The following is a 21,651-nucleotide window of genomic DNA, read 5'->3' on the forward strand; positions in this document are numbered from 1 at the left end:
CGCATCTGGTTTGGGACCAGAGGGTCGGGGGTTCGAATCCCTCTTCACCGACCACCTTAAGAAGCCTCGTCAGAAATGACGGGGCTTTTTTACGTCTGAAACTTAGATAACTTGAACAGAGTGGGGTTCGCCTGATGTTCAAAGAATGTCTCTTCACTGATCACTTAAGAAGCCTCAACTAGCCGTCCGCGTCAGAAATGACGATCTATCTCCCCTTCTTATATAAGACAGATTCCTAACGATCTGCTTGATAATGGTGCTGCTACAGAGTTGCTTTCTTTATCAAATGTACAGTTCTATATCTAATTTTATATAAATGGAGTGCTCAATAATTCGACATATTAATGGGTTTGGTCTAAAGACTTTTATGAAAAGTGAAACCTGACCCTAAATTTGCTCACTAAGGCCTGAATTTGACAGCTTTGTACGCATTTGGTCGTTCAAAAACTCCTCTGATTTATTAGGCCTTTCGTTTGTCTGTTTTGTATTTACCAAAATAATGCAGATGGTTAAATGTATGGCTAATTAACGTTTATCTGGTTGTTTTATTTGTTCAAATTAACAAAATTAGCGTTTGTTTCTATAGTGTTAATTGTTTTTTGGAATAATTATTTGTTTTTAGTGACTGGTAGTGAGATCTGCTTTGAAGCACGGCTTTAACTCTACAAGTAAGTAGTGGTAAGGAGTTTGTGAGTATTTCTTGCCGATAATATAATGTTGATTTTTCTTACTATATGCTCTTTTGGTGAATAGTTATGTGGCACTTTTGCTTGCTAAGCGTTTAATGTCGACTTTTTATCCTATTTTTGTTGCTTTTCTGTGAATTATTTGCCAAATTGTCAACCGTATAAAATATCAGAACAATATTCTGGTAAGAATGGATTCAATTTTGCAGACAGGGCAGAAAGCTGCCAAAGCAGTAGAGGTCTGGTAATGTCACTTTTAGAAGTAAAAAATCTTCGTATCGAATACCCATCTCGTCATGGAGTTCACGCCGCAGTTAAATCACTTTCGTTCAACATTGAACGTGGTGAGATTGTTGGTGTTGTAGGCGAGTCTGGTGCAGGTAAATCAACAGTAGGTAATGCTGTGATCGATTTGCTGAGCCCTCCTGGCCGCATTGCTAGCGGCGAGGTATTTCTGGATGGCGAAAAAGTCTCTGGTTTATCTCCTGAACAGATGCGTTCTGTTCGCGGCTCAAAGATTGGTTTTATCTTCCAAGACCCAATGACTTCTCTTAACCCTCTATTCACAGTAGAACAGCAGTTAAAAGAGACGATTCATGCCAACATGAAGGTTTCGGATCAAGAAGCCTACCAGCGCTCATTAGACTTAATGAACCAAGTGGGTATCCCACAACCAGAAAACCGTTTAAAGCAGTACCCACACCAATTCTCAGGCGGTATGCGTCAGCGTGTGGTTATCGCGATCGCATTGGCAGGTGAACCTGATCTAATCATCGCAGATGAACCAACAACGGCACTTGATGTTTCTATCCAAGACCAGATCTTGGGTTTGATTCGCGACCTATGTATCAAGAAGAACGTAGGTTGTATGTTGGTCACGCACGACATGGGTGTGGTATCTAACGTTACTGATCGCGTAGCCGTGATGTATCGTGGTGATTTGGTTGAGTTTGGTCCGACGGCGAAAGTCCTTGGTACTCCTGAACACCCATACACACACAGTCTTATCTCTGCGGTTCCTCGTTCAGATCGTAAACTCGATCGCTTCCCTCTTGTTAGCTACATCGAAGAAGCACAAGAGATGGAACCTCTAGATGTGAAAAACCACTGGTTAGGTCAAAGCCAAGATCACCGTGATTACACTGGTCCATTGTTGAATGTTGAGAACGTAAACTTGCGCTTCACCACCAAAGATTCTTTCTTTGAGAGCCGTCGTGAGTACGTTCAAGCATCCAACAACGTGAGCTTTGAAGTACATGAAGGTGAGACGTTTGGTTTAGTAGGTGAATCAGGCTCAGGTAAATCAACGATTGCTCGTGTGATTGCTGGCTTGTACGCACCCAACTCAGGCAAGGTAACGTTTGAAGGCGTTGACCTGACTGGGCTTAAATCTGAAAAAGAACGTCGCCCTATGCGTCGCCAAATGCAGATGGTTTTCCAAAACCCTTACACATCAATGAACCCTCGAATGAAGATATTCGACATCATTGCTGAGCCTATCCGATTCCATAAGCTTACTCGTAACGAAAATGAAACTCGTCAGATCGTGAACGATCTACTAGAGCACGTTGGTTTGGGCGTAATGGCCGGGGTTAAGTACCCACACGAATTCTCAGGTGGCCAACGTCAGCGTATTTCTATCGCTCGCGCCTTGGCAACTCGCCCTCGTCTTTTGATTTGTGATGAACCTACGTCGGCACTGGATGTGTCGGTACAGGCTCAGATCCTCAACCTATTAAAAGACTTACAAGACGAGCTAAACCTAACCATGCTGTTCATCAGTCACGATTTACCGGTTATTCGCCAAATGTGTGATCGTGTTGGTGTGATGCAAATGGGAGAGCTATTGGAAGTTGCGCCAACCGAGCAGCTATTCCAATCGCCTCAGCATGAATACAGCAAACACCTAATTTCTTTAATGCCTGAATTTACAGGTTTAAGAGAAGAAAAAGCAGTGGCACAAGCCGCGGTATAAAAATCAGCAGGCTGGAGTTTAGCTTGCTAAAAACAATAAACAGACGCAAATACAACAACTAGGGATCTGGATTCCCGCATGAAGGAGTTATGCAATGAAAACCATGAAAAGCAAATTAGCAGTAGCTTTAATGGCAGCTGGCCTAAGCTTTAGTGCAGCAGCAGCAGATATTACCGTTGGCTACGCAGCTGACCCTGTATCACTTGACCCGCACGAGCAGCTGTCTGGTGGCACACTGCAAATGTCTCACATGGTGTTTGACCCTCTAGTACGTTTCACAAAAGAGATGGATTTTGAAGGCCGCCTAGCATCGAGCTGGGAGCGTGTTGATGAAACGACTTTCCGCTTCAACCTACGTAAAGGTGTGAAATTCCACTCTGGTAACGAACTGACTGCTGATGATGTTGTGTGGACTTTTGAACGTCTACAAGCTTCTCCAGACTTTAAGTCTATCTTCACGCCATACGAAAAAATGGTAAAAGTGGATGACTACACAGTTGAGCTAGTATCAAAAGCGGCTTACCCACTAGTACTACAAACAGCAACTTACATCTTCCCAATGGACAGCAAGTTCTACTCTGGCCAAACAGCGGAAGGTAAAGACAAGTCTGAGCTAGTTAAGCACGGTAACTCGTTTGCTTCGACTAACGTTTCAGGTACTGGTCCATTTATCGTAACGCAGCGTGAGCAAGGCGTTAAAGTAACGTTCGAGCGTTTCAACGATTACTGGGACACAGAAACTGAAGGCAACGTAGACAAGCTAACACTTGTGCCAATCAAAGAAGACGCGACACGTGTTGCAGCACTTCTTTCTGGCGACGTTGATATGATTCACCCAGTAGCACCAAACGATCACAAGCGTGTTAAAAACGCTAAGAACATCGATCTAGTGACGCTACCTGGTACTCGTATCATCACGTTCCAAATGAACCAAAACAGCAACGAAGCACTTAAAGATGTTCGCGTTCGTCAGGCGATTGTTCACGCAATCAACAACGAAGGTATCGTTAAGAAGATCATGAAAGGCTTCGCAACAGCAGCTGGTCAGCAAAGCCCAACAGGCTACGCGGGTCACAACGAAGACCTAGTTCCTCGTTACGATCTGAAAAAAGCGAAAGAGCTGATGAAAGAAGCGGGCTACGAAGATGGCTTTACGCTAACTATGATGGCTCCAAACAACCGTTACGTGAACGATGCGAAAGTAGCGCAAGCGTCTGCGGCAATGCTGTCTAAGATTGGTATCAAAGTTGATCTTAAAACTATGCCTAAAGCACAGTACTGGCCTGAGTTTGACCTATGTTCAGCAGACATGATGATGATCGGCTGGCACTCAGATACAGAAGATTCAGCTAACTTCAACGAGTTCCTAACTATGACTCGTAACGAAGAGACTGGCCGTGGTCAATACAACTGTTCTGGCTACTCAAACCCAGAAATGGATGCGATCGTAGAAGCTTCTAACACTGAAACTGACCCAGTTAAGCGTGCTGAAATGCTGAAAGGCGTTGAAGCAACACTTTACAACGACGCAGCATTCGTACCGCTACACTGGCAAAGTGAAGCGTGGGGCGCGAAGTCTAACGTAGGTGCAGCAGACGTAGTAAACCCAATGGTTATGCCTTACTTCGGCGACCTAGTTGTAAAATAATCTAGCTTGCTAGAATCGAGAGCCTGAAGCTTTTCAGGCTCTCAAATTATTAAGATATAGATTTAAGTTTCGGTATTTGGTCTTCCTTCAGTCTGGCTAAATACCTTTTTTAAGACTGAATTTTGTTATCTAGTCGCGGATTTCGACTAGATAGTCATGGATAGATAAGGGGCAAGGAATGGTTACGTTTCTGGTCAAGCGCCTGTTTCAGGCACTGATAGTGATGTTTGTGATCAGTTTGGTGGCGTTTGCCATTCAGGATAACCTGGGCGACCCGTTGCGTGAGTTAGTCGGTCAATCTGTTTCAGAATCGGAGCGTCAAGCGCTGCGTGATGAACTCGGCTTAAATGATCCCTTCATTACAAAATACACTCGCTTTGTGGGCGCAGCTCTACAAGGTGATCTTGGTACTTCATATTTCTTTAAACGCCCAGCTGTGGACGTAATCTTAGATAAACTAGTCGCAACGCTTGAGCTTGTGTTCGGCGCTTCTCTGATCATTGTTTGTCTGTCGATTCCACTTGGCGTTTATTCTGCAATACACCCAAAAAGCTTCTTCACTAAACTGGTGATGGCGGGCAGTAGTATCGGCATTTCTGTGCCTGTTTTCTTAACCGCAATCATGTTGATGTATGTATTCTCTATTGAGTTAGGTTGGCTGCCGTCGTTTGGACGTGGTGAGACCGCAAACTGGTTTGGCTGGGAGTCTGGTTTCTTAACGATAGATGGCCTTGCACACTTAGTGCTGCCGAGTATTGCTCTAGCATCTATCATGCTGCCTCTGTTCATTCGTCTAGTACGCTCTGAAATGCTAGAGGTTCTTAGCTCTGAATATATCAAGTTTGGTAAAGCAAAAGGCCTAGCGCTGAACAAGATTTACTACCAACACGCTTTGAAAAACACAATGCTGCCAGTACTAACGGTAGGCGGTGTTCAAATCGGTACTATGGTGGCTTACACCATTCTTACTGAAACTGTATTCCAGTGGCCGGGTACCGGCTTCCTATTCCTTGAAGCGATTAACCGAGTGGATACACCACTGATTACCGCATACGTTATCTTCGTTGGCCTGATCTTCGTAGTAACTAACACCATTGTTGACTTGCTATACGGCATCATTAACCCAACAGTGAACATCACAGGGAAAGGAGCATAATCATGGAACAAACAACAACAGCTCCATCTCGTTGGGAGCGATTCAAGCAGTCAGACATTCTGTACTACTTCTTACGTGACAAAGTGGCAATGGTGAGCTTCGCTATCTTTGCGGCTTTCCTTGTTATGGCATTAGCGGCACCTATTCTAGCGCCAACAGACCCGTATGACGTGACGTCTATCGACATCATGGATTCTGAGTTGCCACCATCTTGGATGGAAGACGGCGAAGAACGCTTCCTACTGGGTACTGATGAGCAGGGTCGTGACATCTTATCTACGATGCTTTACGGCTCGCGTCTGTCATTGACGATCGGTTTCCTAGCGGTAGGTCTTCAGCTGACTCTCGGTATCATCATTGGCTTGTCTGCAGGTTACTTCGGTGGTCGTATTGATAGCTTCCTGATGCGTTTTGCCGATGTTCAGCTTTCGTTCTCAACCATGATGGTTGCGATCATTGTCTCGGCCATCTTTAAGGCGAGTTTCGGTAGTGACTTCTACGCGCAATATGCGGTTGTTATGCTGGTGGTGATCATCGGTATTGCTGAATGGCCGCAGTATGCTCGTACGATTCGTGCATCGGTATTGGCAGAGAAGAAGAAAGAGTACGTAGAAGCGGCACGTGTGATGGGCTTTAGAGCGCCTCGCATCATGTTCCGCCATATTCTGCCTAACTGTTTATCACCGATTTTGGTTATCTCTACGGTACAGGTGGCAAATGCCATCATGTCAGAAGCGGCACTTTCTTTCCTAGGTTTAGGTCTTCCGGTAGACCAACCATCACTCGGTGCCCTGATCAGTACTGGTTTTAACTACATTTTCTCAGGAGCATGGTGGATCACAGCATTCCCAGGTGTGCTTTTGGTAACATTGGTTCTCGTTATTAACCTATTAGGCGACTGGTTACGTGACGTGTTTAACCCGAAAATTTATAAAGGGTGATAGCCCGGTTTGATTTTTAGTAAAAAAAGTCACTAAATTAAGAGCCGTAAGCAATTACGGCTCTTTTTTTGCTTAATGGATCTGGAACTTAGTATTATTGACAGTGTCAATAATAGTTAAAATGGAATTCATGTTTTATCGACATAGATTCGGTAATAATTAGCCCGCAAGGGTTTAAGTGGTGGTTATGAAATTGACAATGAATGCTGTATGTCGTGCTGTGACGAGAAATTATCGTATGGGACTTATCGCTGCATCTCTTTTGGTATCGAGCCAAGTGAATGCAGAGTCGGTTCTATGTGATGCAACTCAGGCAAGCACCAACCAATTACCACAGCTAGAGCAATCATGTCCGATCGGTAAGGGCGTGTGGGGCAGTAAAGCACCAAAACGTCATTCAGATAACGAACTGTTTTGGGTTCAATGTGGCCTGCTGAACAAGCCTTTGTCACTGAGCCGAGCAAAGCCTCTGTATGAGAAGATCTCGACCAACGTTTGGATGAAGCCGGAAGGCGGAGACTACCGTTGCTTAATCGGACCTTATTCTACCTTCTCTGATGCGAGAAAAGACCTAGCTCAGGTGCGTAAGGTTTCTGGTTACGGTGAAGCCTTTATTCGTATGGTCGATAAGTCGAAAACCTCATCACAGCCTATTGTGGCAAAACCAGCAGAGCCAAAAGCGGTGACGCACAAGGCTCCTGCAAAAGTAGAAGCTAAGCCTGCACCGAAACCTGTGGCTACTAAGCAAGTGGCGGCGGTAGCGAGCGCTGCAGCAATTCAGACGCTACCAAGCGGTAACGCGAGTTCAGACAATGATCTAGAGATCGAGATTCGCGTGAAAGCAGACATTGCGGGTAGCCAATATGCTATTCCTTACCTTCTAGATCATCAACAACAGTTCTACATGGAGCAAGGTAAGCCTTGGAGCCGCCTAGATTACGATAGCGCTGAATTGGTGTGTAATCAGGTCAACATGAAGCTGATGAGTGAGAAGCAATGGCAAAGCATCTTGAGCTCAAAGGTTATGGAAAAACAGAACTGGCCAATGCATCTCCCTTATTGGGGCGCAGATAAGAAAGGTCTGTTTACCAACGGTAACGTGAATCAACTAAAAGGGTCTTCACTTCTCAATGTGATGTGTGTGAAATAACTCCGACATGCAGCAATACCAAATAAGCCTCAGCCATCGCTGGGGCTTTGTTGTTTATACGCCTCTCTTTTTCAACATCGGTTCGACTTTTAGACACTCGTTCTTCAAGACGAATTTGATTAAAAATTGTTAAAAATTGTTCAAATAGCGCGGCTGATGCGTAGAAAACCATAACTCAAGCAATAAGGTGATTGAGATTATGAGTTTAAAAAAACGATTAGAAGACGTGGCTCCACGCTTTGAAGCCGGAGGGAAGTACGAAAAGCTCTACCCAGTGTATGAAGCTTTCGCGACAATATTCTATACACCCGGAAACGTAAACCGCGGTATAACCCATGTTCGTGACAGCATTGACCTAAAGCGCATCATGATTCTGGTATGGCTGGCGACTTTCCCGGCAATGTTCTGGGGGATGTATAACGTCGGACACCAAAGCGTCCTCGCATTAACCTCCAGCTATCAACTTAACGAACTTGCCTCGGTTATTGAAAGCAGCTGGCGTCTGTCGTGGGCATTTGGTGATGCGCAGTCATTGGTGGCAAGTGGCTGGGAAAGTCAGATGTTGCTTGGTGCACTCTATTTCCTACCCGTTTATGCCACGGTGTTTGTGGTAGGTGGCTTCTGGGAGGTTTTATTTGCCGTTGTACGAAAACATGAGGTGAATGAAGGTTTCTTTGTTAGCTCGGTACTATTCGCACTCATTCTTCCGCCAACCATCCCGCTTTGGCAAGCCGCTTTAGGTATCACCTTTGGTATCGTTGTCGCCAAAGAGCTGTTCGGTGGTACAGGACGAAACTTCTTGAACCCAGCCCTTGCAGGCCGCGCGTTTCTCTATTTCGCCTATCCAGCCAACATGTCGGGTGGGCTTGTGTGGGTTGCCGCTGACGGCTATTCAGGCGCGACACCGCTGAGTCAATGGTATGAAGGCGGCAGCACGTCACTCATCAATAACATGACTGGCGAGGCGATCACCTGGATGGATGCCTTTATCGGTAATATTCCAGGTTCGATGGGTGAGGTGTCGTCACTGCTGATCATGCTGACGGGGTTGATTTTGATTGTGATGAAGATAGCGTCTTGGCGCATTGTCGCCGGTGTGATTGTCGGCCTTGTCGTGACGTCGAGTTTACTGAACTGGATAGGGTCGGATACTAACTCGATGTTTTCGATGCCGTTTTACTGGCACTTTGTGTTGGGTGGTGTTGCCTTTGGTACCTTCTTCATGGCAACAGACCCTGTATCTGCCGCGTTTACCAATCAGAGTAAATGGGCCTATGGGATTTTGATCGGCGTGATGACGGTCGGTATTCGAGTGCTTAATCCAGCCTACCCAGAGGGCATTATGCTGGCTATCTTGTTCGCCAACCTGTTCGCTCCGCTATTCGACTTTGTAGTGAAAGAGCAGAACATTAAACGAAGACTTAAACGGACATCGCGCTAATCTAGGTGATTAAAAGTGAAAGTGACTCCCATAAGAAAGGCTTGCATTGATGCAAGCCTTTCAATTTTTATCGCGATTGATTTGAGGTTGATTTAACTCCACTTCAAATCAATCTCGAAAGGCTGTGTGCTACCACAATGCTCACCGCACATCTCGTCGTAGGCGCTGTTATGAACCAACATTGCTGATGCTACGCCTTGGTCGCTAAAGTGATCGCGTGCTTGGTTAATACTCAAAAACTTCATAGGGTGCTGGTGGTCATCTTTGATTAATTGTTTTTGCTCGCCAATAACTTGGTAAGCCAAGTAAATCCCGCCTTCAAATGATTCGATCAGTAGATTCATTACAAACTCCGTTGTTGTTTTGGATCGCTAAGATTTTGTTTTTGTATCTACGGGGATGGGGGCTTGAAGGTTCATCTATACTAAAAATGAAAAAAACCAGAAGCGTGCTTCTGGTTTATCTAGAGGTAAACGAATCAATTTAGCGATTAGTTGATTTTCTGCATGATGCTAGAGCTGCCGTTGCTATTACCGAAGCTGTCCATCTTACGACGAATCAGTAGGCCCTCATCCCAATCAGTGCCTGCTGGTTGGTATTCCCATTTAATGAAGTACTCATCGTTTGCGTGGCACGCTGTACCTGCTACATAGCCATCAGCGTCACAGAAGCGCACGACCGTGTTCAACTCAGTCAAGGTTGCTTTCGACTCGCGGCCCGCTTGGTTGAACCACCAGTAGTCGATAGTCGCTAATTGAGCGTAAGTATAAACAGACTCGCCCAAATCTTCCGGTGATGAAGGAGCACCATTTTGGCTTTCACACTCTGCGCCAGATATTGTGATTGCTAAGTCTGAGAAGACCATTCTCATGACTGCACTTTGTCCATCGCCACAAATCGCGGTGGTGTCCCATGTACCTGTGAAGTCGACGTAGCGCTCGGCATCTTTTGAATCAACTTCATAATAGTAACCAACGCGCTCTGTTGCACGAGATGGGTCATTGTTAGGGTCATCGCCTAGTGTTTCTTTTTTAACGATCTCGGAATAAATACCAGTCACAGGGTCAAAAGAGCCAGAGGTTGTGCTGCGAATCCATTTTGGCGTGCCGTTCTCACCATCATCCCAAACATGGTTGGCGGTGTAATGGTTTAGGTCTGATGCCTTTTCAGCATCAAACGGCATCCAGTCGATGTCCGAGTTTGTAAATTCTTCATCTGCCGTTGAAGACTGTGCTAGATCTCGAAGTCTGTATGCAAAAGGGTTGTTGAGCACAAACTGACTATCCGGTGTAAGATCGCCATTCTCATGGTCTATTTGGTTATCACCATCAATATCACAACCCTTCCTTTCTGGATCTTCTTCTTCGATCCATTGGTGCGCAGCGTTAGAAACACAGGTGAGGTACTGTTCTGCGAAGTTTTCCGACAATGAATAATCGTTCGATCCAGCCAGCATAGAGACGGAGTCAGCTGAGTTCACCTTGAATGTCATCTCGGTCATGCCACGAGTACGTTCAAACATTTCTGATTCCATAAGCTTATCAGCATGAACGTAGGTGAACTTTTCAGAGTTTTGAGTCACATCAATATAACGAACGATTTTACCTTCAGCCATAAAAGGATTAACGGTGTCTTCGCCGCGAGTCATTGAACCAAACGCATTTTGCATATGATCAAGAGCATCTTCTTCCGAAGTGATGTTTGCAGAGTCTACGCCCATTTCGTCTAAGAAGTCGATCACGCTATCACGATCATCTAAGCTTAGATCTTCCATCTTAGCTAGAGTCGTTGCATCAGGCGATCGCAGCGCATCTGGAATGGTCAGCACATCATCGGACGAACTACCAAATTCGTTATCTAAAGATTGAAGTAAAATCGCTAGGTTAACGGCACGTGCATATTTGCCCGCAGCTTCAAATGGAGTCAATACATCACGGTTGGATGCTGCGCCCACTTTTAAGCCATTTTCACCACCAATAAAGAAGGTCACTGTGTCGTTAGTTTTAGCGGTAAATTCGCCTTCGCTATTTGTAATACCGTTTAAGCCAGAACTGGTGTTGTAGTAGATACCTTCAACAGCGGCATCGATAAATTTGTTGGTTGTTGTTGATGGTTCTGTCGGTGTTGTGACACCTGAATTAGAACTGTCGCTACCACAACCTGTTAAAGCCACTGCAATCGCCGCTGCGAGAATACTCACTTTTTTCATTACTCGTATATCCTTTCTGTAATAGAGCTATTTGTTATTTTTATGCGTGTAATTTTATAGCGCGCGATTGTAGCGTGATCTTTCTTCCAAGTTAAGTGTGTAAAATGCTGTTCGGTTAATAAACATTCAAACATACGGTAAAAAACACAAAAAGCCGACAGATGTCGGCTTTTTCATAATATTTCTTTGACTTACAAAGGTTTAACGCATCGTCACAAATTCTTCGCTGCCCGTTGGGTGAATCGCCACAACAGAGTCGAAATCTGCTTTGGTTGCGCCCATCTTCATTGCAACGCCGAAGCCTTGAATCATTTCATCAACAGTGAAACCGATGCCGTGTAGGCCAACTACAGTCTCTTCTTCGCCAGCACATACTAGCTTCATCTTACAAGGTTGACGGTGCTGAGTGACTGCTGTGTACATTGCAGTAAAACCAGACGTGTATACCTTGATGTTGTCTTTGCCGTATTGCTCTTCAGCTTCTTGAGTCGTTAGACCAATGGTGCCGATAGGTGGGTGGCTGAATACAACAGTAGGAACGAGCGTGTAGTCCATCTTCGCGTTTGATTGACCGTTGAATAGGCGCTCAGAAAGCTGACGACCGGCTTTAACAGCAACAGGTGTTAGCTCGATGCCGCCTTCCATGATGTCGCCAACACAGTAGATACCAGGAACGTTGGTTGCTTGGAACTCGTCTACTTTGATGTAGCCACGATCGTTCGTCTCAACGCCAGTTGATGCTAGGTTGATAGCGTCAGTTGCTGGATGGCGGCCGATAGCCCAAATTAGGTGGTCAACGTTTTGAGTGTTGCCGTTCTCAAGGTGCAGAGTCAGCGTGCCATCTGCTTCTTTCACTACTTCTTTAGGAACAGAGTGCGTGTGAAGTGTTGGACCTTCCGCTTCCATTACTTCAACCAGTGTTTCAACAATCATTGGGTCGAAGCTGCGAAGTGGTGACTCTTTACGACAGAACAAGTGTGTTTCTGTGCCAAGTGCGCTTAGTACGCCTGCGATTTCAACTGCGATGTAGCCAGCGCCGATAACAGCAACACGTTTAGGTTGCTCCATTAGGTCGAAAAAACCATTTGAATCGATGCCGTATTCTGCGCCTGGGATGTTTGGAATGGTTGGACGACCACCTACCGCGATCAGGATGTGATCAGCTGTGTAGTGTTCACCGTTAACTTCAACTGTCTTTTCATCAACGAACTTAGCAAAGCCTTTGATTACGTTTACTTTGTTGTTACCTAGTACGCGGTCGTAAGATTGGTGGATACGACCAATGTACGCTTGGCGGTTTTCAATCAGCTTGCTCCAGTTAAAGCTTTTTACTTCAACGTCGAAGCCGTAGTCCTCAGAGTATAGGTTGATTGCTTCAGCGACTTGAGCGCCGTGCCACATTACCTTTTTAGGAACACAACCAACGTTTACACAAGTACCACCAAGGTCTTGAGCTTCGATAAGTGCAACTTTTGCACCGTGCATAGCTGCGCGGTTAGCCGATGCGATGCCGCCTGAACCGCCACCGATACAGATGTAATCAAAATGAGTCGCCATTACTTTCTCCATTTATTGAAGGTTGTAGTCACAGTGAGAGCACTGGATACCTACGTCCTATAGATTCTTAAATTGTCTAATTATTATATTGAGGGCAGATCGGTTGAACTCAATCTCCCTGTTTAAAATTTATTCGTCCACATCACAGTCTGTTGAAGATTCTTCAGTCTATGATGTGGACTCGAGATTACTCGGGTACGATCCACTCTACTTTGAAGTGACCGGTCGCTGGCGCAATTGCTTCCTTCAAGAATGGAAGAATCTCTTTCATTTGGCTTTCTAGCTTCCAAGGCGGGTTAATCACGATCATGCCTGATGCCGTCATGCCACGCTCGTTGGTGTCTGGTGATACGCCAAGTTCGATTTGTAGAATCTTGTTGATGCCTAAGCCTTCGAGACCTTCGATCATATCTTCGATATCACAGCGATTTACTACCGGGTACCAAATTGCGTAGATACCGGTTGCCCAGCGCTTGTGGCTTTGAGCGATTGCAGTCACGACATCACGGAACTCTTTTGCCAGCTCGTAAGGCGGGTCGATCAGTACTAAACCACGACGTTCTTTTGGTGGCAGGCTGCCCTTTAAGCGCTTAAAACCATCTTCTTTGTAGATAGATACCTGACGATCACGGTGGAACTCTTGCTCAAGCAGCGGGTGATCGGCTGGGTGAAGCTCAGTCAGTACCATGCGGTCTTGGTCACGCAGGTGTGCACGTGCAACACGTGGAGAACCCGGGTAGTAACGCAGTTTCTCGCCATTATTGAGAATGGAAATAGACTCAAGGTAGCTTTGAATGTCTTCAGGAAGGTCTGTTTGCTCCCACACACGAGCAATACCTTGCTTGTATTCACCGGTTTTTTCAGACCATTCATGCGTTAAGTCGTAACGACCTACACCAGAGTGAGTGTCATGATAAACAAAAGGCTTATCCTTCTGTTTCAAAGAATTAAGAATAAGGCTCTGTACGATATGCTTTACTACGTCGGCATGGTTACCTGCGTGGAAGCTGTGGCGATAACTTAACAAATTAAACTCTCGTAACACTCTCGAATTAGAGTGTGGTTAGTGTAGGTGGGGTTAATCAGACTATTATAACCCTCAATGGACCATAAATTCTCGAACAATTCAGGGACAGTCGTCAGCTATCTGCAGTTAGTTATTGGTTCTACTATTGAAATTTGCCTTTATGGGCACTATTTAATAACTATTCGCAGGTGATTTTTTAGGGCGAACTTTAGCCTGATGACTGTAAGACGACCTCATTACAAAAAAGACGAAAGTCTCTAAAGCCAAAGGAATGTTTATATGTCTAATCCGCTATTAACCTTCACGGACTTACCTCCGTTTTCACAGATCAAGCCAGAGCACGTAAAGCCTGCAGTTGAGCAAGTGATTGAAGCGTGTCGCAACAAGATAGAACAAGTACTTGAAGGTAATACTTCACCAAGCTGGGACAACCTAGTTGCTCCAATTGAAGAAGTGGATGATCGTTTAGGTCGCATTTGGTCACCTGTGAGCCATATGAACTCTGTCGTGAACAGTGACGAACTGCGTGAAGCGTATGAGAGCTGCTTACCTGTGCTATCTGAATACGGCACTTGGGTTGGCCAACACAAAGGCTTGTTCGAAGCGTATAAAGCGATCAAGGCGAGTGAAGCATTCTCTGCACTGAACCGAGCTCAACAAAAAACTATTACCGACGCACTGCGCGACTTTGAATTGTCGGGCATTGGCTTACCTGCAGATGAACAGCATCGTTACGGCGAGATCAGCAAGCGCCAGTCTGAGTTAGGCTCTCAATTCTCAAATAACGTGCTTGATGCAACCATGGGTTGGAGCAAGCAGATCACAGACGTAGCTGAGCTGGCAGGTATGCCTGAATCAGCACTGGCGGCAGCTCAAGCGGCGGCTGAGTCTAAAGAGCAAGAAGGCTACCTACTGACTTTAGATATCCCATCATACCTACCTGTGATGACCTACTGTGATAACCAAGAACTGCGTAAAGAGCTTTATGAAGCGTACGTAACGCGCGCTTCAGATCGCGGTCCAAACGCAGGTAAGTGGGACAACACTGAGATCATCACCGAGCAACTTAAGCTGCGCCACGAGATCGCGCGCATGCTTGGTTTCAGTACTTACAGCGAAAAATCACTGTCGACTAAGATGGCAGAAACGCCAGACCAAGTACTTGGTTTCCTTAACGACCTAGCAGTAAAAGCCAAACCGCAAGGTGAGCGCGAAGTAGAAGAGCTACGCCAGTTTGCTGAGAAAGAATTTGGTGTCTCTGAGCTAAACCTGTGGGACATCGCTTACTACAGTGAGAAACAAAAACAGAAACTGTTCGAGATCTCTGATGAAGAGCTTCGTCCTTACTTCCCAGAATCTAATGTGGTTTCAGGTCTGTTTGAGGTACTGAACCGCGTGTTTGGTATGTCGGTAACAGAGCGTCAAGGCGTAGACACTTGGCATGAGTCAGTGCGTTTCTTTGATATCTTTGATGCGACTGGAACACTGCGTGGTAGCTTCTACCTAGATCTATACGCACGTGAACACAAACGTGGTGGCGCTTGGATGGATGACTGTCGTGGTCGTCGCATTACCGAATCTGGCGAGCTACAGACCCCGGTTGCTTACCTAACGTGTAACTTCAATAAGCCAGTTGGTGATAAGCCAGCACTGTTTACTCACGATGAAGTGGTGACCTTGTTCCACGAATTCGGTCACGGTATCCACCACATGCTAACGCAAGTAGAAGCGGGCGCAGTTGCGGGTATCAATGGCGTGCCTTGGGATGCGGTTGAATTACCAAGTCAGTTCCTAGAAAACTGGTGTTGGGAAGAAGAAGCGCTGTCGTTCATCTCTGGTCACTTCGAAACGGGTGAAGCGCTACCAAAAGAGATGCTAGAGAAGATGCTAGCGGCGAAGAACTTCCAATCTGCGATGTTTATCCTGCGTCAGCTAGAGCTTGGTTTGTTCGATTTCACGCTACACACAGAATACGACCCTGAAGTGGGTGCTCGCGTACTAGAAACGCTAGCGGATGTTAAGTCTAAGGTGTCGGTACTGCCAAGCCTAGATTGGAACCGTTTCTCACACAGCTTTGGTCATATCTTTGCTGGTGGTTACAGCGCGGGCTACTACAGCTACCTGTGGGCAGAAGTGCTATCGGCAGATGCGTTCTCAGCATTTGAAGAAGAGGGTATCTTCAACACTGAAACGGGTAATCGCTTCCTGAACAACATCCTTGAAATGGGTGGCAGTGAAGAGCCAATGGAGCTGTTCAAACGCTTCCGTGGTCGTGAGCCACAAATCGACGCAATGCTGCGCCACGCGGGAATCAACGCATAATCACGGTAACTATCTAGTTTATTGCGAAAAGAGCCTCTAGTTAGAGGCTCTTTTTTTGTCTGTGCGTTATGCCAAGCAAGGCGAATCAATGTTATGGATTCACATTGCGGTTGATAGGGTTCTGCAATGAAATCAGTGTCTCTGTCGACTGAACTTCATCGATCGCTTGCAGCTTATCGATCAATACAAACTGCAGCTCTTCTATCGACTTACACATCAGCTTTACAAAGATATTGTAAGCACCAGTGGTGTAGTACGCCTCAACCACTTCGTCTAAGGCATTCAGCTTAGCGATCGCCGAGTGGTAATCTTTGGCAGCATTAAGGTTGATGCCAATAAAGCAACACACGTCGTAACCCAGTTTTTTGGTGTTTACCACAACTTCCGTTCGCTCGATAATGTCTGCCGATCTCATCTTTTCGATGCGAACGTGAATCGTCGCAGGGCTGACATCGAACTGCTTTGCCATTTCAGCGTAAGGAGTTCGTGCATCTTCCATCAAGGTTTTGAGAATGGCACGGTCTAGATCATCTAGACGAGCTGTGGTTGTGGACATGCATAATCCTTAGGTTGAATGAAAAACATACCGGCTTGAGTACACATCATAGCCAAGGGTGATAATATTAGCAGTAACTATAGGGTTAGGGTGAATTCAGTGCGATTTTCGTTATTTTTTATTGTGATGTGTTGGAGTGTTTTTGCTTCAGCTCAGGCAAAAGATGTGTTGGTTATTCACTCTTATCATCAAGGCTTTTTCTGGACAGATGATTTCCATAAAGGACTATCTGATGAGCTCGATCGCGATGGGTTATCTTACCGGGTTGTTTATCTCGATACCAAGCGAACTCAAAACGCTGAATACTTAGAGCGAATTTATCAGCTATACCGCACTAAGCTGTCGCATGAAGAGTTTGCCGCTGTAGTCGTCAGTGATAATAACGCCCTCAATCTGATGAAACGCTTAGCGCCCGAACTCAATGGCACGCCCGTTATTTTTGGTGGCATCAACAATTTTTCTCCGCAAATGATTGAAGGCTTGCACGCAACCGGTATCACTGAAGATATTGATATGGCGAGCAATATTGAGCTGATCAATCGACTTCAATCGACGGTTAAAAAAGTTTACGTGGTTACCGATCACTCGGTAACGGGTGAAGCTATTCGCGCTCAAGTGGATTTATTTCTACAAAAACGCCCTGAGTTTTCTGGGATGGTGGAGCAATATACGCCTGATTCTTATCAAGAACTGATGACGTTCGCGCAACGCGCTGATCTAACTAAAAGCTTGTTGTTCTGGGCCTACTACCGCGACATCAATGGTCGGGTCAGCAGCAAAGAAGACTGGCGTCAGCTCAACAAAAAAACTCAGATGCCATTGTATATTGTGCAAGATTTAGGACTTGGGTTTGGTGCGATTGGTGGCGTGATCCACAGTGGAGAAACGCAAGGTCGAGACACGGGGCGCGTGCTGTTGAGCGTGCTGAACAATCCTAAGGCTCCATTGCCATTGGTGGTTGCTGGCGCGCCAGAAATCAAACTCGATTACCAACAGATCTCACGTTGGGATTTGGGTGCAGAGAATGAAGCCTCAGTAACCTTCCTCAATAAGCCGAAGTCATTCTTAATGCGCTATCGCGATGAAATTCGCACCATCGGTTTAATGTTCTTGAGCATGTCGTGTGTTATCGCGGTGTTGGTGTATTACCTTAACCGTCTGAAGAAGAGCGAACGTGCAAGTCGCCAAAGCCAACGACTGTTGGAGTCGATATTTGATCAGAGCCTGCAATTTATGGGCATCATTGATAAGGGTGGCGTGCTGCTGTCGAGTAACAGCAAGTTACATGAGCTGCTTTATAATCAAGGCTATAAACTGGGAACGCCGCTGCAACAACACCAACATTGGGAAAGTTCTGCGCGAGAAGTGCTAGCCGAATATTTCATCGCAAAAAGTGAGCACCCAGCCTTACGATTTGAAGCCGAGGTGTGGTGTCGAGATCGCGGTGCGATGGTGTTGGATATTTCATTGAAGCCGATGCCGGGCAGTGAAGACGAAGACATTCAGTTTCTCTTTGAGGCGCGCGACGTGACCTCACGTAAGCTTGCTGAGAATAAGCTGTTCCAACGTGAAGCAAACTTGAAGCTGTATTACGACAAACAGCCGGTGATGATGATTACGCTCGATGGCAATAATCGCATTCAACAAGTGAACCAGTTTGCCGAAGAGCTTTTGGGATACCCTCTCGATCAGTTGTTGGGCCATCGCCCTAGAGAATTCTATGTTGATGAGAACGCGATGATTCCTCGTCATATCTTGCTGCAACCTCAGCATAAGATTCGTGGTGTGTGGCGTCGTGATATCGAATATCGCCATGCCGACGGCAGCAAGAGCTGGATTCGTGAAAATATCCGCCCGTTGGTGGAGTCTGATCAGCTGTTGATTGTGGGTGAAGACATCACCGAAACGCACGAGCTTTCTGAAAAGCTAGAGTATCAGGCTCGCTATGACCTACTGACTGACACCTTTAACCGCAACCACTTTGAGCAAGAGCTGCAAAAGGCGCTGAAAGAGGTTGAGAGCCACATGCGAACTCACGCAATGTTGTTCCTAGATTTGGATCAGCTGAAAGTGCTGAACGATACCGCAGGACATGAAGCGGGTGATGCTGCGATCTTGTTTAGCGCCAAACTGCTAGAAGACGTACTGCCTTACAATGCGGTGTTAGCGCGAATGGGTGGTGATGAGTTTGCTGTGCTGATGAAAGACTGTACTGAACGAGATGCGGTGAATGTGTGTCGCAGTATTATCTCGATGATGAGTGAGAATCCATTCTTGTGGGATGATATTCGACTCAACCTGACGTGCTCTATCGGTATTCGATTGATCGACCATACAGCAGCTTCACCACAGATGGTGCACGCTCAGGCGGATGCAGCTTGTCATGCCGCTAAAGAAGAAGGTCGCAATCGCTATCATCTTTACCATCAAGATGATGAAGACCTGCGTCGTCGCCATCTTGAGATGGAGTGCGTTAACCTAGTGCATGAGGCCTTGGCTAACGATCGCTTAGAGTTGTTTGCGCAGCGAATTCTTGGCCTAGATGAAGACAGCGATAAAATGCACTTTGAAATCTTGGTCCGCATCAAGAACATCCAAGGGGAATACATCTCCCCGGGGATCTTCATGCCAGCCTCAGAGCGTTATAACATCGCGCATTTGATTGACCGCCAAGTCGTCAGTCAAACCTTGGGTTGGTTGGAGCAACGCCCTGAGGTTATTGAGGAACTGGGGATGTGTTCAATCAATCTTTCCGGTCACTCGATGGGTAACCGTGAGTTTGTCGAATTTTTGATAGATAGCCTGAGCGATTCATCGATACCGTGTCATAAGATTTGTTTAGAGATCACCGAAACAGCGGCCATGAGTAACATGAAGCAGGCGATCAAGTTCTTCACTCGAATCAAAGAGCTTGGCTGCATGATTGCATTGGATGATTTTGGCTCAGGGCTATCGTCATTTGGCTATCTGAAAAAGCTGCCTGTCGATATTGTGAAGATCGATGGCTTGTTTGTACGTGATATTGATGTGAATGAGATGGACCATGTGATGGTTCGCTCGATCAATGATCTTGCCAAGCAGATGGGCAAGCACACCGTGGCTGAGTTCGTTGAAAATACCCAGATTATCGACAAGCTTATCGAACTGGGTGTGAACTACGCGCAGGGCTACATCATAGGGCGACCTAAGCCACTCGCAGAGCTTGTTGAAGAGTTAAGACAAGAGCGAGAGACAGAGCCATTGGTTTAGGTAAGCCGACTTTAGCTGGGAATACTTTTCACCGCTAATATGTATTGTTGAGGCAATCAGGTAAACTGGTTGCCTCTTTTGTTTTGAATACTACTGTCTGTTGGAGACGACCTTGCAACTACAACTGATTTGCGAAGATGCTACCCAAATCGATCATTTGAATGACTTAGCGACCCGCTGGAACTTATCTCATGATGAAAGCAGCGATTTTGCTTTGGTACTGACTAGTGAGCGACTTGAGCTACGTAAAGTCGATGAGCCCAAGCTTGGCGCTATCTTTGTTGATTTAGTGGGAGGCGCAGTTGGTCACCGACGTAAGTTTGGCGGTGGTAAAGGTCAGGCGATTGCCAAAGCAGCTGGTTTAAACAAAGGCGCAACGCCAACTATTCTTGATGGTACTGCAGGCTTAGGGCGCGATGCGTTTGTGTTGGCTTCTCTAGGTTGTAAGGTGCAAATGGTCGAGCGTCACCCCGTTGTGGCCGCACTGCTTGATGATGGCTTGCAGCGAGCGCAACAAGACCCAGATATCGGTGGTTGGGTAACTGAACGCATGAAGTTGATTCACGCATCCAGTCACGATGCTTTAGACAAGCTCAGTAACGATCCTGACTTTGAACAACCTGATGTGGTGTACCTCGACCCTATGTACCCACACCCAGAGAACAAAAAGAAATCGGCTCTGGTCAAAAAAGAGATGCGCGTATTCCAATCTTTGGTGGGTGCCGATCTGGATGCTGATGGCCTATTTGAGCCAGCGATGAAGTTGGCATCGAAGCGAGTTGTGGTTAAAAGACCGGATTACGCAGCTTGGTTAGACGAGCAAAAACCGAGCATGGCGATCGAAACCAAAAAGAACCGTTTTGACGTCTATGTGAAAGCATCAATGACTTAATTGAAGCATCAATAACTTAGATACACGCTAAGAAAATTTCCCGTCATAAATACGATAAATTGCCATTTAACACTTGCGATAGTCGCGTTACAGATGTATATCTAACTAAGAATTATTATTATTCTTAGCTGGAGTTGAAGCATGGCTAAACGCTTTTGTAAGTTAAACCGTCGAGATATCACCGAACACTTGGGCGAGATCCACAGCTTAGTGACTGAACCTAAGTTCGTGTGTCGTTCTTGCGCGCGTTCTTCGGCGGATCAAGCGAATCTATGCAAACCCACCGCAATTCCACCTCTTGGTTGTCAAAACAAACCCGTTGAAGAGAAAGTCGCATGCGGCCTGCTAGCGGAAACATTACCTGCACCAGAACTGTCGCTTGCGGAAATCAACGAGGCAATTGAACCGAGCGTACAAATGTTCGATCCAGCCGCCGCTGATATGGCCCCTGAGCTTGCCAAAAAAGAAGCCGCACAGAAAAAAGCCAAGCTGAAAAAACTGATGGCGAAGGCGAGCGGTGATGAGAAAGCTGAACTCAAACAAGCGAAGAAAGCGGCTAAGAAACAAGAGAAGTACAATAAGAAACTGGCGAAGATGATTAAGAAGCAGCAAAAGCTGTTTAAGAAAAGTCAGAAGCTGGAAAGTGAATTGGAACGAATCAACCTACAACTTGATGATGTTGCCTTCACTGAAACCAAGACTCAGGTAGTGAGCCACAATCAAATCCACTGAAGTTGATTTGAATGGTTTATTGCTACAGCGATGATTTAAAAAGAGCGACCTTAGGTCTAATGCCGTTCACTTAAGAGTGAACGGCATTTTTGTTCTTAGCATACCGTTGT

At 45.9% G+C, this 21,651-nt stretch carries 15 protein-coding genes; 10 read left to right on the top strand and 5 right to left on the bottom strand.

The genetic code is table 11. From position 1 onward, the window contains the following. Window positions 1–933: 933 nt before the first annotated feature. The 6 genes from AB6E52_RS20640 to AB6E52_RS20665 all read left to right on the top strand — a co-directional run bounded on the left by AB6E52_RS20640 (window position 934) and on the right by AB6E52_RS20665 (window position 8,997). Window positions 934–2,661 (top strand): ABC transporter ATP-binding protein, encoded by a 1,728-nt coding sequence (locus tag AB6E52_RS20640; protein WP_048607507.1) that lies wholly within the window; start codon window positions 934–936, stop codon window positions 2,659–2,661. Between the two features lie 94 nt (window positions 2,662–2,755). After that, window positions 2,756–4,309 (top strand): ABC transporter substrate-binding protein, encoded by a 1,554-nt coding sequence (locus tag AB6E52_RS20645; protein WP_050633914.1) that lies wholly within the window; start codon window positions 2,756–2,758, stop codon window positions 4,307–4,309. A 178-nt stretch (window positions 4,310–4,487) separates the two neighbouring features. Then, window positions 4,488–5,465 carry an ABC transporter permease gene (locus tag AB6E52_RS20650; RefSeq protein WP_008218600.1) on the top strand — a complete coding sequence of 326 codons (978 nt, stop codon included), beginning with the start codon at window positions 4,488–4,490 and terminating at the stop codon, window positions 5,463–5,465. A gap of 2 nt (window positions 5,466–5,467) precedes the next feature. Beyond that, on the top strand, window positions 5,468–6,406 hold the full coding sequence (locus AB6E52_RS20655) for an ABC transporter permease (protein WP_017060135.1): 939 nt from the start codon (window positions 5,468–5,470) through the stop codon (window positions 6,404–6,406). A gap of 187 nt (window positions 6,407–6,593) precedes the next feature. Then, complete coding sequence (locus tag AB6E52_RS20660; RefSeq protein ID WP_029235875.1) at window positions 6,594–7,556, top strand: SPOR domain-containing protein; 963 nt, start codon at window positions 6,594–6,596, stop codon at window positions 7,554–7,556. A 199-nt stretch (window positions 7,557–7,755) separates the two neighbouring features. After that, the gene (locus tag AB6E52_RS20665; RefSeq protein ID WP_102320134.1) at window positions 7,756–8,997 is read left to right on the top strand and encodes an NADH:ubiquinone reductase (Na(+)-transporting) subunit B; all 1,242 of its coding nucleotides are present in this window, start codon (window positions 7,756–7,758) and stop codon (window positions 8,995–8,997) included. Window positions 8,998–9,089: 92 nt separating this feature from the next. On the opposite strand, the gene AB6E52_RS20670 is transcribed toward AB6E52_RS20665, so the two are convergent. From AB6E52_RS20670 to AB6E52_RS20685, 4 genes are all read right to left on the bottom strand, one after another. Continuing rightward, the gene (locus AB6E52_RS20670) at window positions 9,090–9,341 is read right to left on the bottom strand and encodes a DUF6482 family protein (protein WP_017070091.1); all 252 of its coding nucleotides are present in this window, start codon (window positions 9,339–9,341) and stop codon (window positions 9,090–9,092) included. A 146-nt stretch (window positions 9,342–9,487) separates the two neighbouring features. Continuing rightward, window positions 9,488–11,206, bottom strand: coding sequence for a hypothetical protein (locus AB6E52_RS20675; protein WP_102320133.1), 1,719 nt, complete (start codon window positions 11,204–11,206; stop codon window positions 9,488–9,490). 201 nt (window positions 11,207–11,407) lie between these two features. Beyond that, window positions 11,408–12,763 (bottom strand): glutathione-disulfide reductase, encoded by a 1,356-nt coding sequence (gorA, locus tag AB6E52_RS20680; RefSeq protein ID WP_102320132.1) that lies wholly within the window; start codon window positions 12,761–12,763, stop codon window positions 11,408–11,410. A 187-nt stretch (window positions 12,764–12,950) separates the two neighbouring features. Then, window positions 12,951–13,790: a 23S rRNA (adenine(2030)-N(6))-methyltransferase RlmJ gene (locus AB6E52_RS20685; RefSeq protein WP_102320131.1), complete on the bottom strand. Its 840-nt coding sequence runs from the start codon at window positions 13,788–13,790 to the stop codon at window positions 12,951–12,953. A 279-nt stretch (window positions 13,791–14,069) separates the two neighbouring features. On the opposite strand from AB6E52_RS20685, the gene prlC reads away from it, so the two are divergent. Beyond that, window positions 14,070–16,112 (top strand): oligopeptidase A, encoded by a 2,043-nt coding sequence (prlC, locus tag AB6E52_RS20690; protein WP_017071475.1) that lies wholly within the window; start codon window positions 14,070–14,072, stop codon window positions 16,110–16,112. A 91-nt stretch (window positions 16,113–16,203) separates the two neighbouring features. On the opposite strand, the gene asnC is transcribed toward prlC, so the two are convergent. Next, complete coding sequence (gene asnC, locus AB6E52_RS20695) at window positions 16,204–16,668, bottom strand: transcriptional regulator AsnC (protein ID WP_008218581.1); 465 nt, start codon at window positions 16,666–16,668, stop codon at window positions 16,204–16,206. Between the two features lie 126 nt (window positions 16,669–16,794). Between asnC and AB6E52_RS20700 the strand changes: the two genes are divergently transcribed. The 3 genes from AB6E52_RS20700 (at window position 16,795) to AB6E52_RS20710 (ending at window position 21,541) form a co-directional block, all read left to right on the top strand. Then, a complete protein-coding gene (locus AB6E52_RS20700) occupies window positions 16,795–19,917 on the top strand; it encodes an EAL domain-containing protein (protein ID WP_102320130.1) in 3,123 nt (1,040 codons plus the stop codon). 112 nt (window positions 19,918–20,029) lie between these two features. Beyond that, window positions 20,030–20,809 (top strand): class I SAM-dependent methyltransferase, encoded by a 780-nt coding sequence (locus AB6E52_RS20705; RefSeq protein ID WP_017063046.1) that lies wholly within the window; start codon window positions 20,030–20,032, stop codon window positions 20,807–20,809. A 141-nt stretch (window positions 20,810–20,950) separates the two neighbouring features. Then, window positions 20,951–21,541, top strand: a complete 591-nt coding sequence (locus tag AB6E52_RS20710) for a hypothetical protein (protein WP_017060147.1) — start codon at window positions 20,951–20,953, stop codon at window positions 21,539–21,541. Window positions 21,542–21,651: the final 110 nt, after the last annotated feature.

Origin of the sequence: Vibrio sp. 10N.247.311.13 (assembly GCF_041467595.1) — a bacterium.
Taxonomy (GTDB): domain Bacteria; phylum Pseudomonadota; class Gammaproteobacteria; order Enterobacterales; family Vibrionaceae; genus Vibrio; species Vibrio crassostreae_C.

Bases quoted from the DNA above. Each gene is read 5' to 3' on its own strand.
- AB6E52_RS20640 (WP_048607507.1), top strand. From the start codon at position 934: ATGTCACTTTTAGAAGTAAAAAATCTTCGTATCGAATACCCATCTCGT.
- AB6E52_RS20645 (WP_050633914.1), top strand. From the start codon at position 2,756: ATGAAAACCATGAAAAGCAAATTAGCAGTAGCTTTAATGGCAGCTGGC.
- AB6E52_RS20650 (WP_008218600.1), top strand. From the start codon at position 4,488: ATGGTTACGTTTCTGGTCAAGCGCCTGTTTCAGGCACTGATAGTGATG.
- AB6E52_RS20655 (WP_017060135.1), top strand. From the start codon at position 5,468: ATGGAACAAACAACAACAGCTCCATCTCGTTGGGAGCGATTCAAGCAG.
- AB6E52_RS20660 (WP_029235875.1), top strand. From the start codon at position 6,594: ATGAAATTGACAATGAATGCTGTATGTCGTGCTGTGACGAGAAATTAT.
- AB6E52_RS20665 (WP_102320134.1), top strand. From the start codon at position 7,756: ATGAGTTTAAAAAAACGATTAGAAGACGTGGCTCCACGCTTTGAAGCC.
- AB6E52_RS20670 (WP_017070091.1), bottom strand. From the start codon at position 9,341: ATGAATCTACTGATCGAATCATTTGAAGGCGGGATTTACTTGGCTTAC.
- AB6E52_RS20675 (WP_102320133.1), bottom strand. From the start codon at position 11,206: ATGAAAAAAGTGAGTATTCTCGCAGCGGCGATTGCAGTGGCTTTAACA.
- gorA (WP_102320132.1), bottom strand. From the start codon at position 12,763: ATGGCGACTCATTTTGATTACATCTGTATCGGTGGCGGTTCAGGCGGC.
- prlC (WP_017071475.1), top strand. From the start codon at position 14,070: ATGTCTAATCCGCTATTAACCTTCACGGACTTACCTCCGTTTTCACAG.
- asnC (WP_008218581.1), bottom strand. From the start codon at position 16,668: ATGTCCACAACCACAGCTCGTCTAGATGATCTAGACCGTGCCATTCTC.
- AB6E52_RS20700 (WP_102320130.1), top strand. From the start codon at position 16,795: ATGTGTTGGAGTGTTTTTGCTTCAGCTCAGGCAAAAGATGTGTTGGTT.
- AB6E52_RS20710 (WP_017060147.1), top strand. From the start codon at position 20,951: ATGGCTAAACGCTTTTGTAAGTTAAACCGTCGAGATATCACCGAACAC.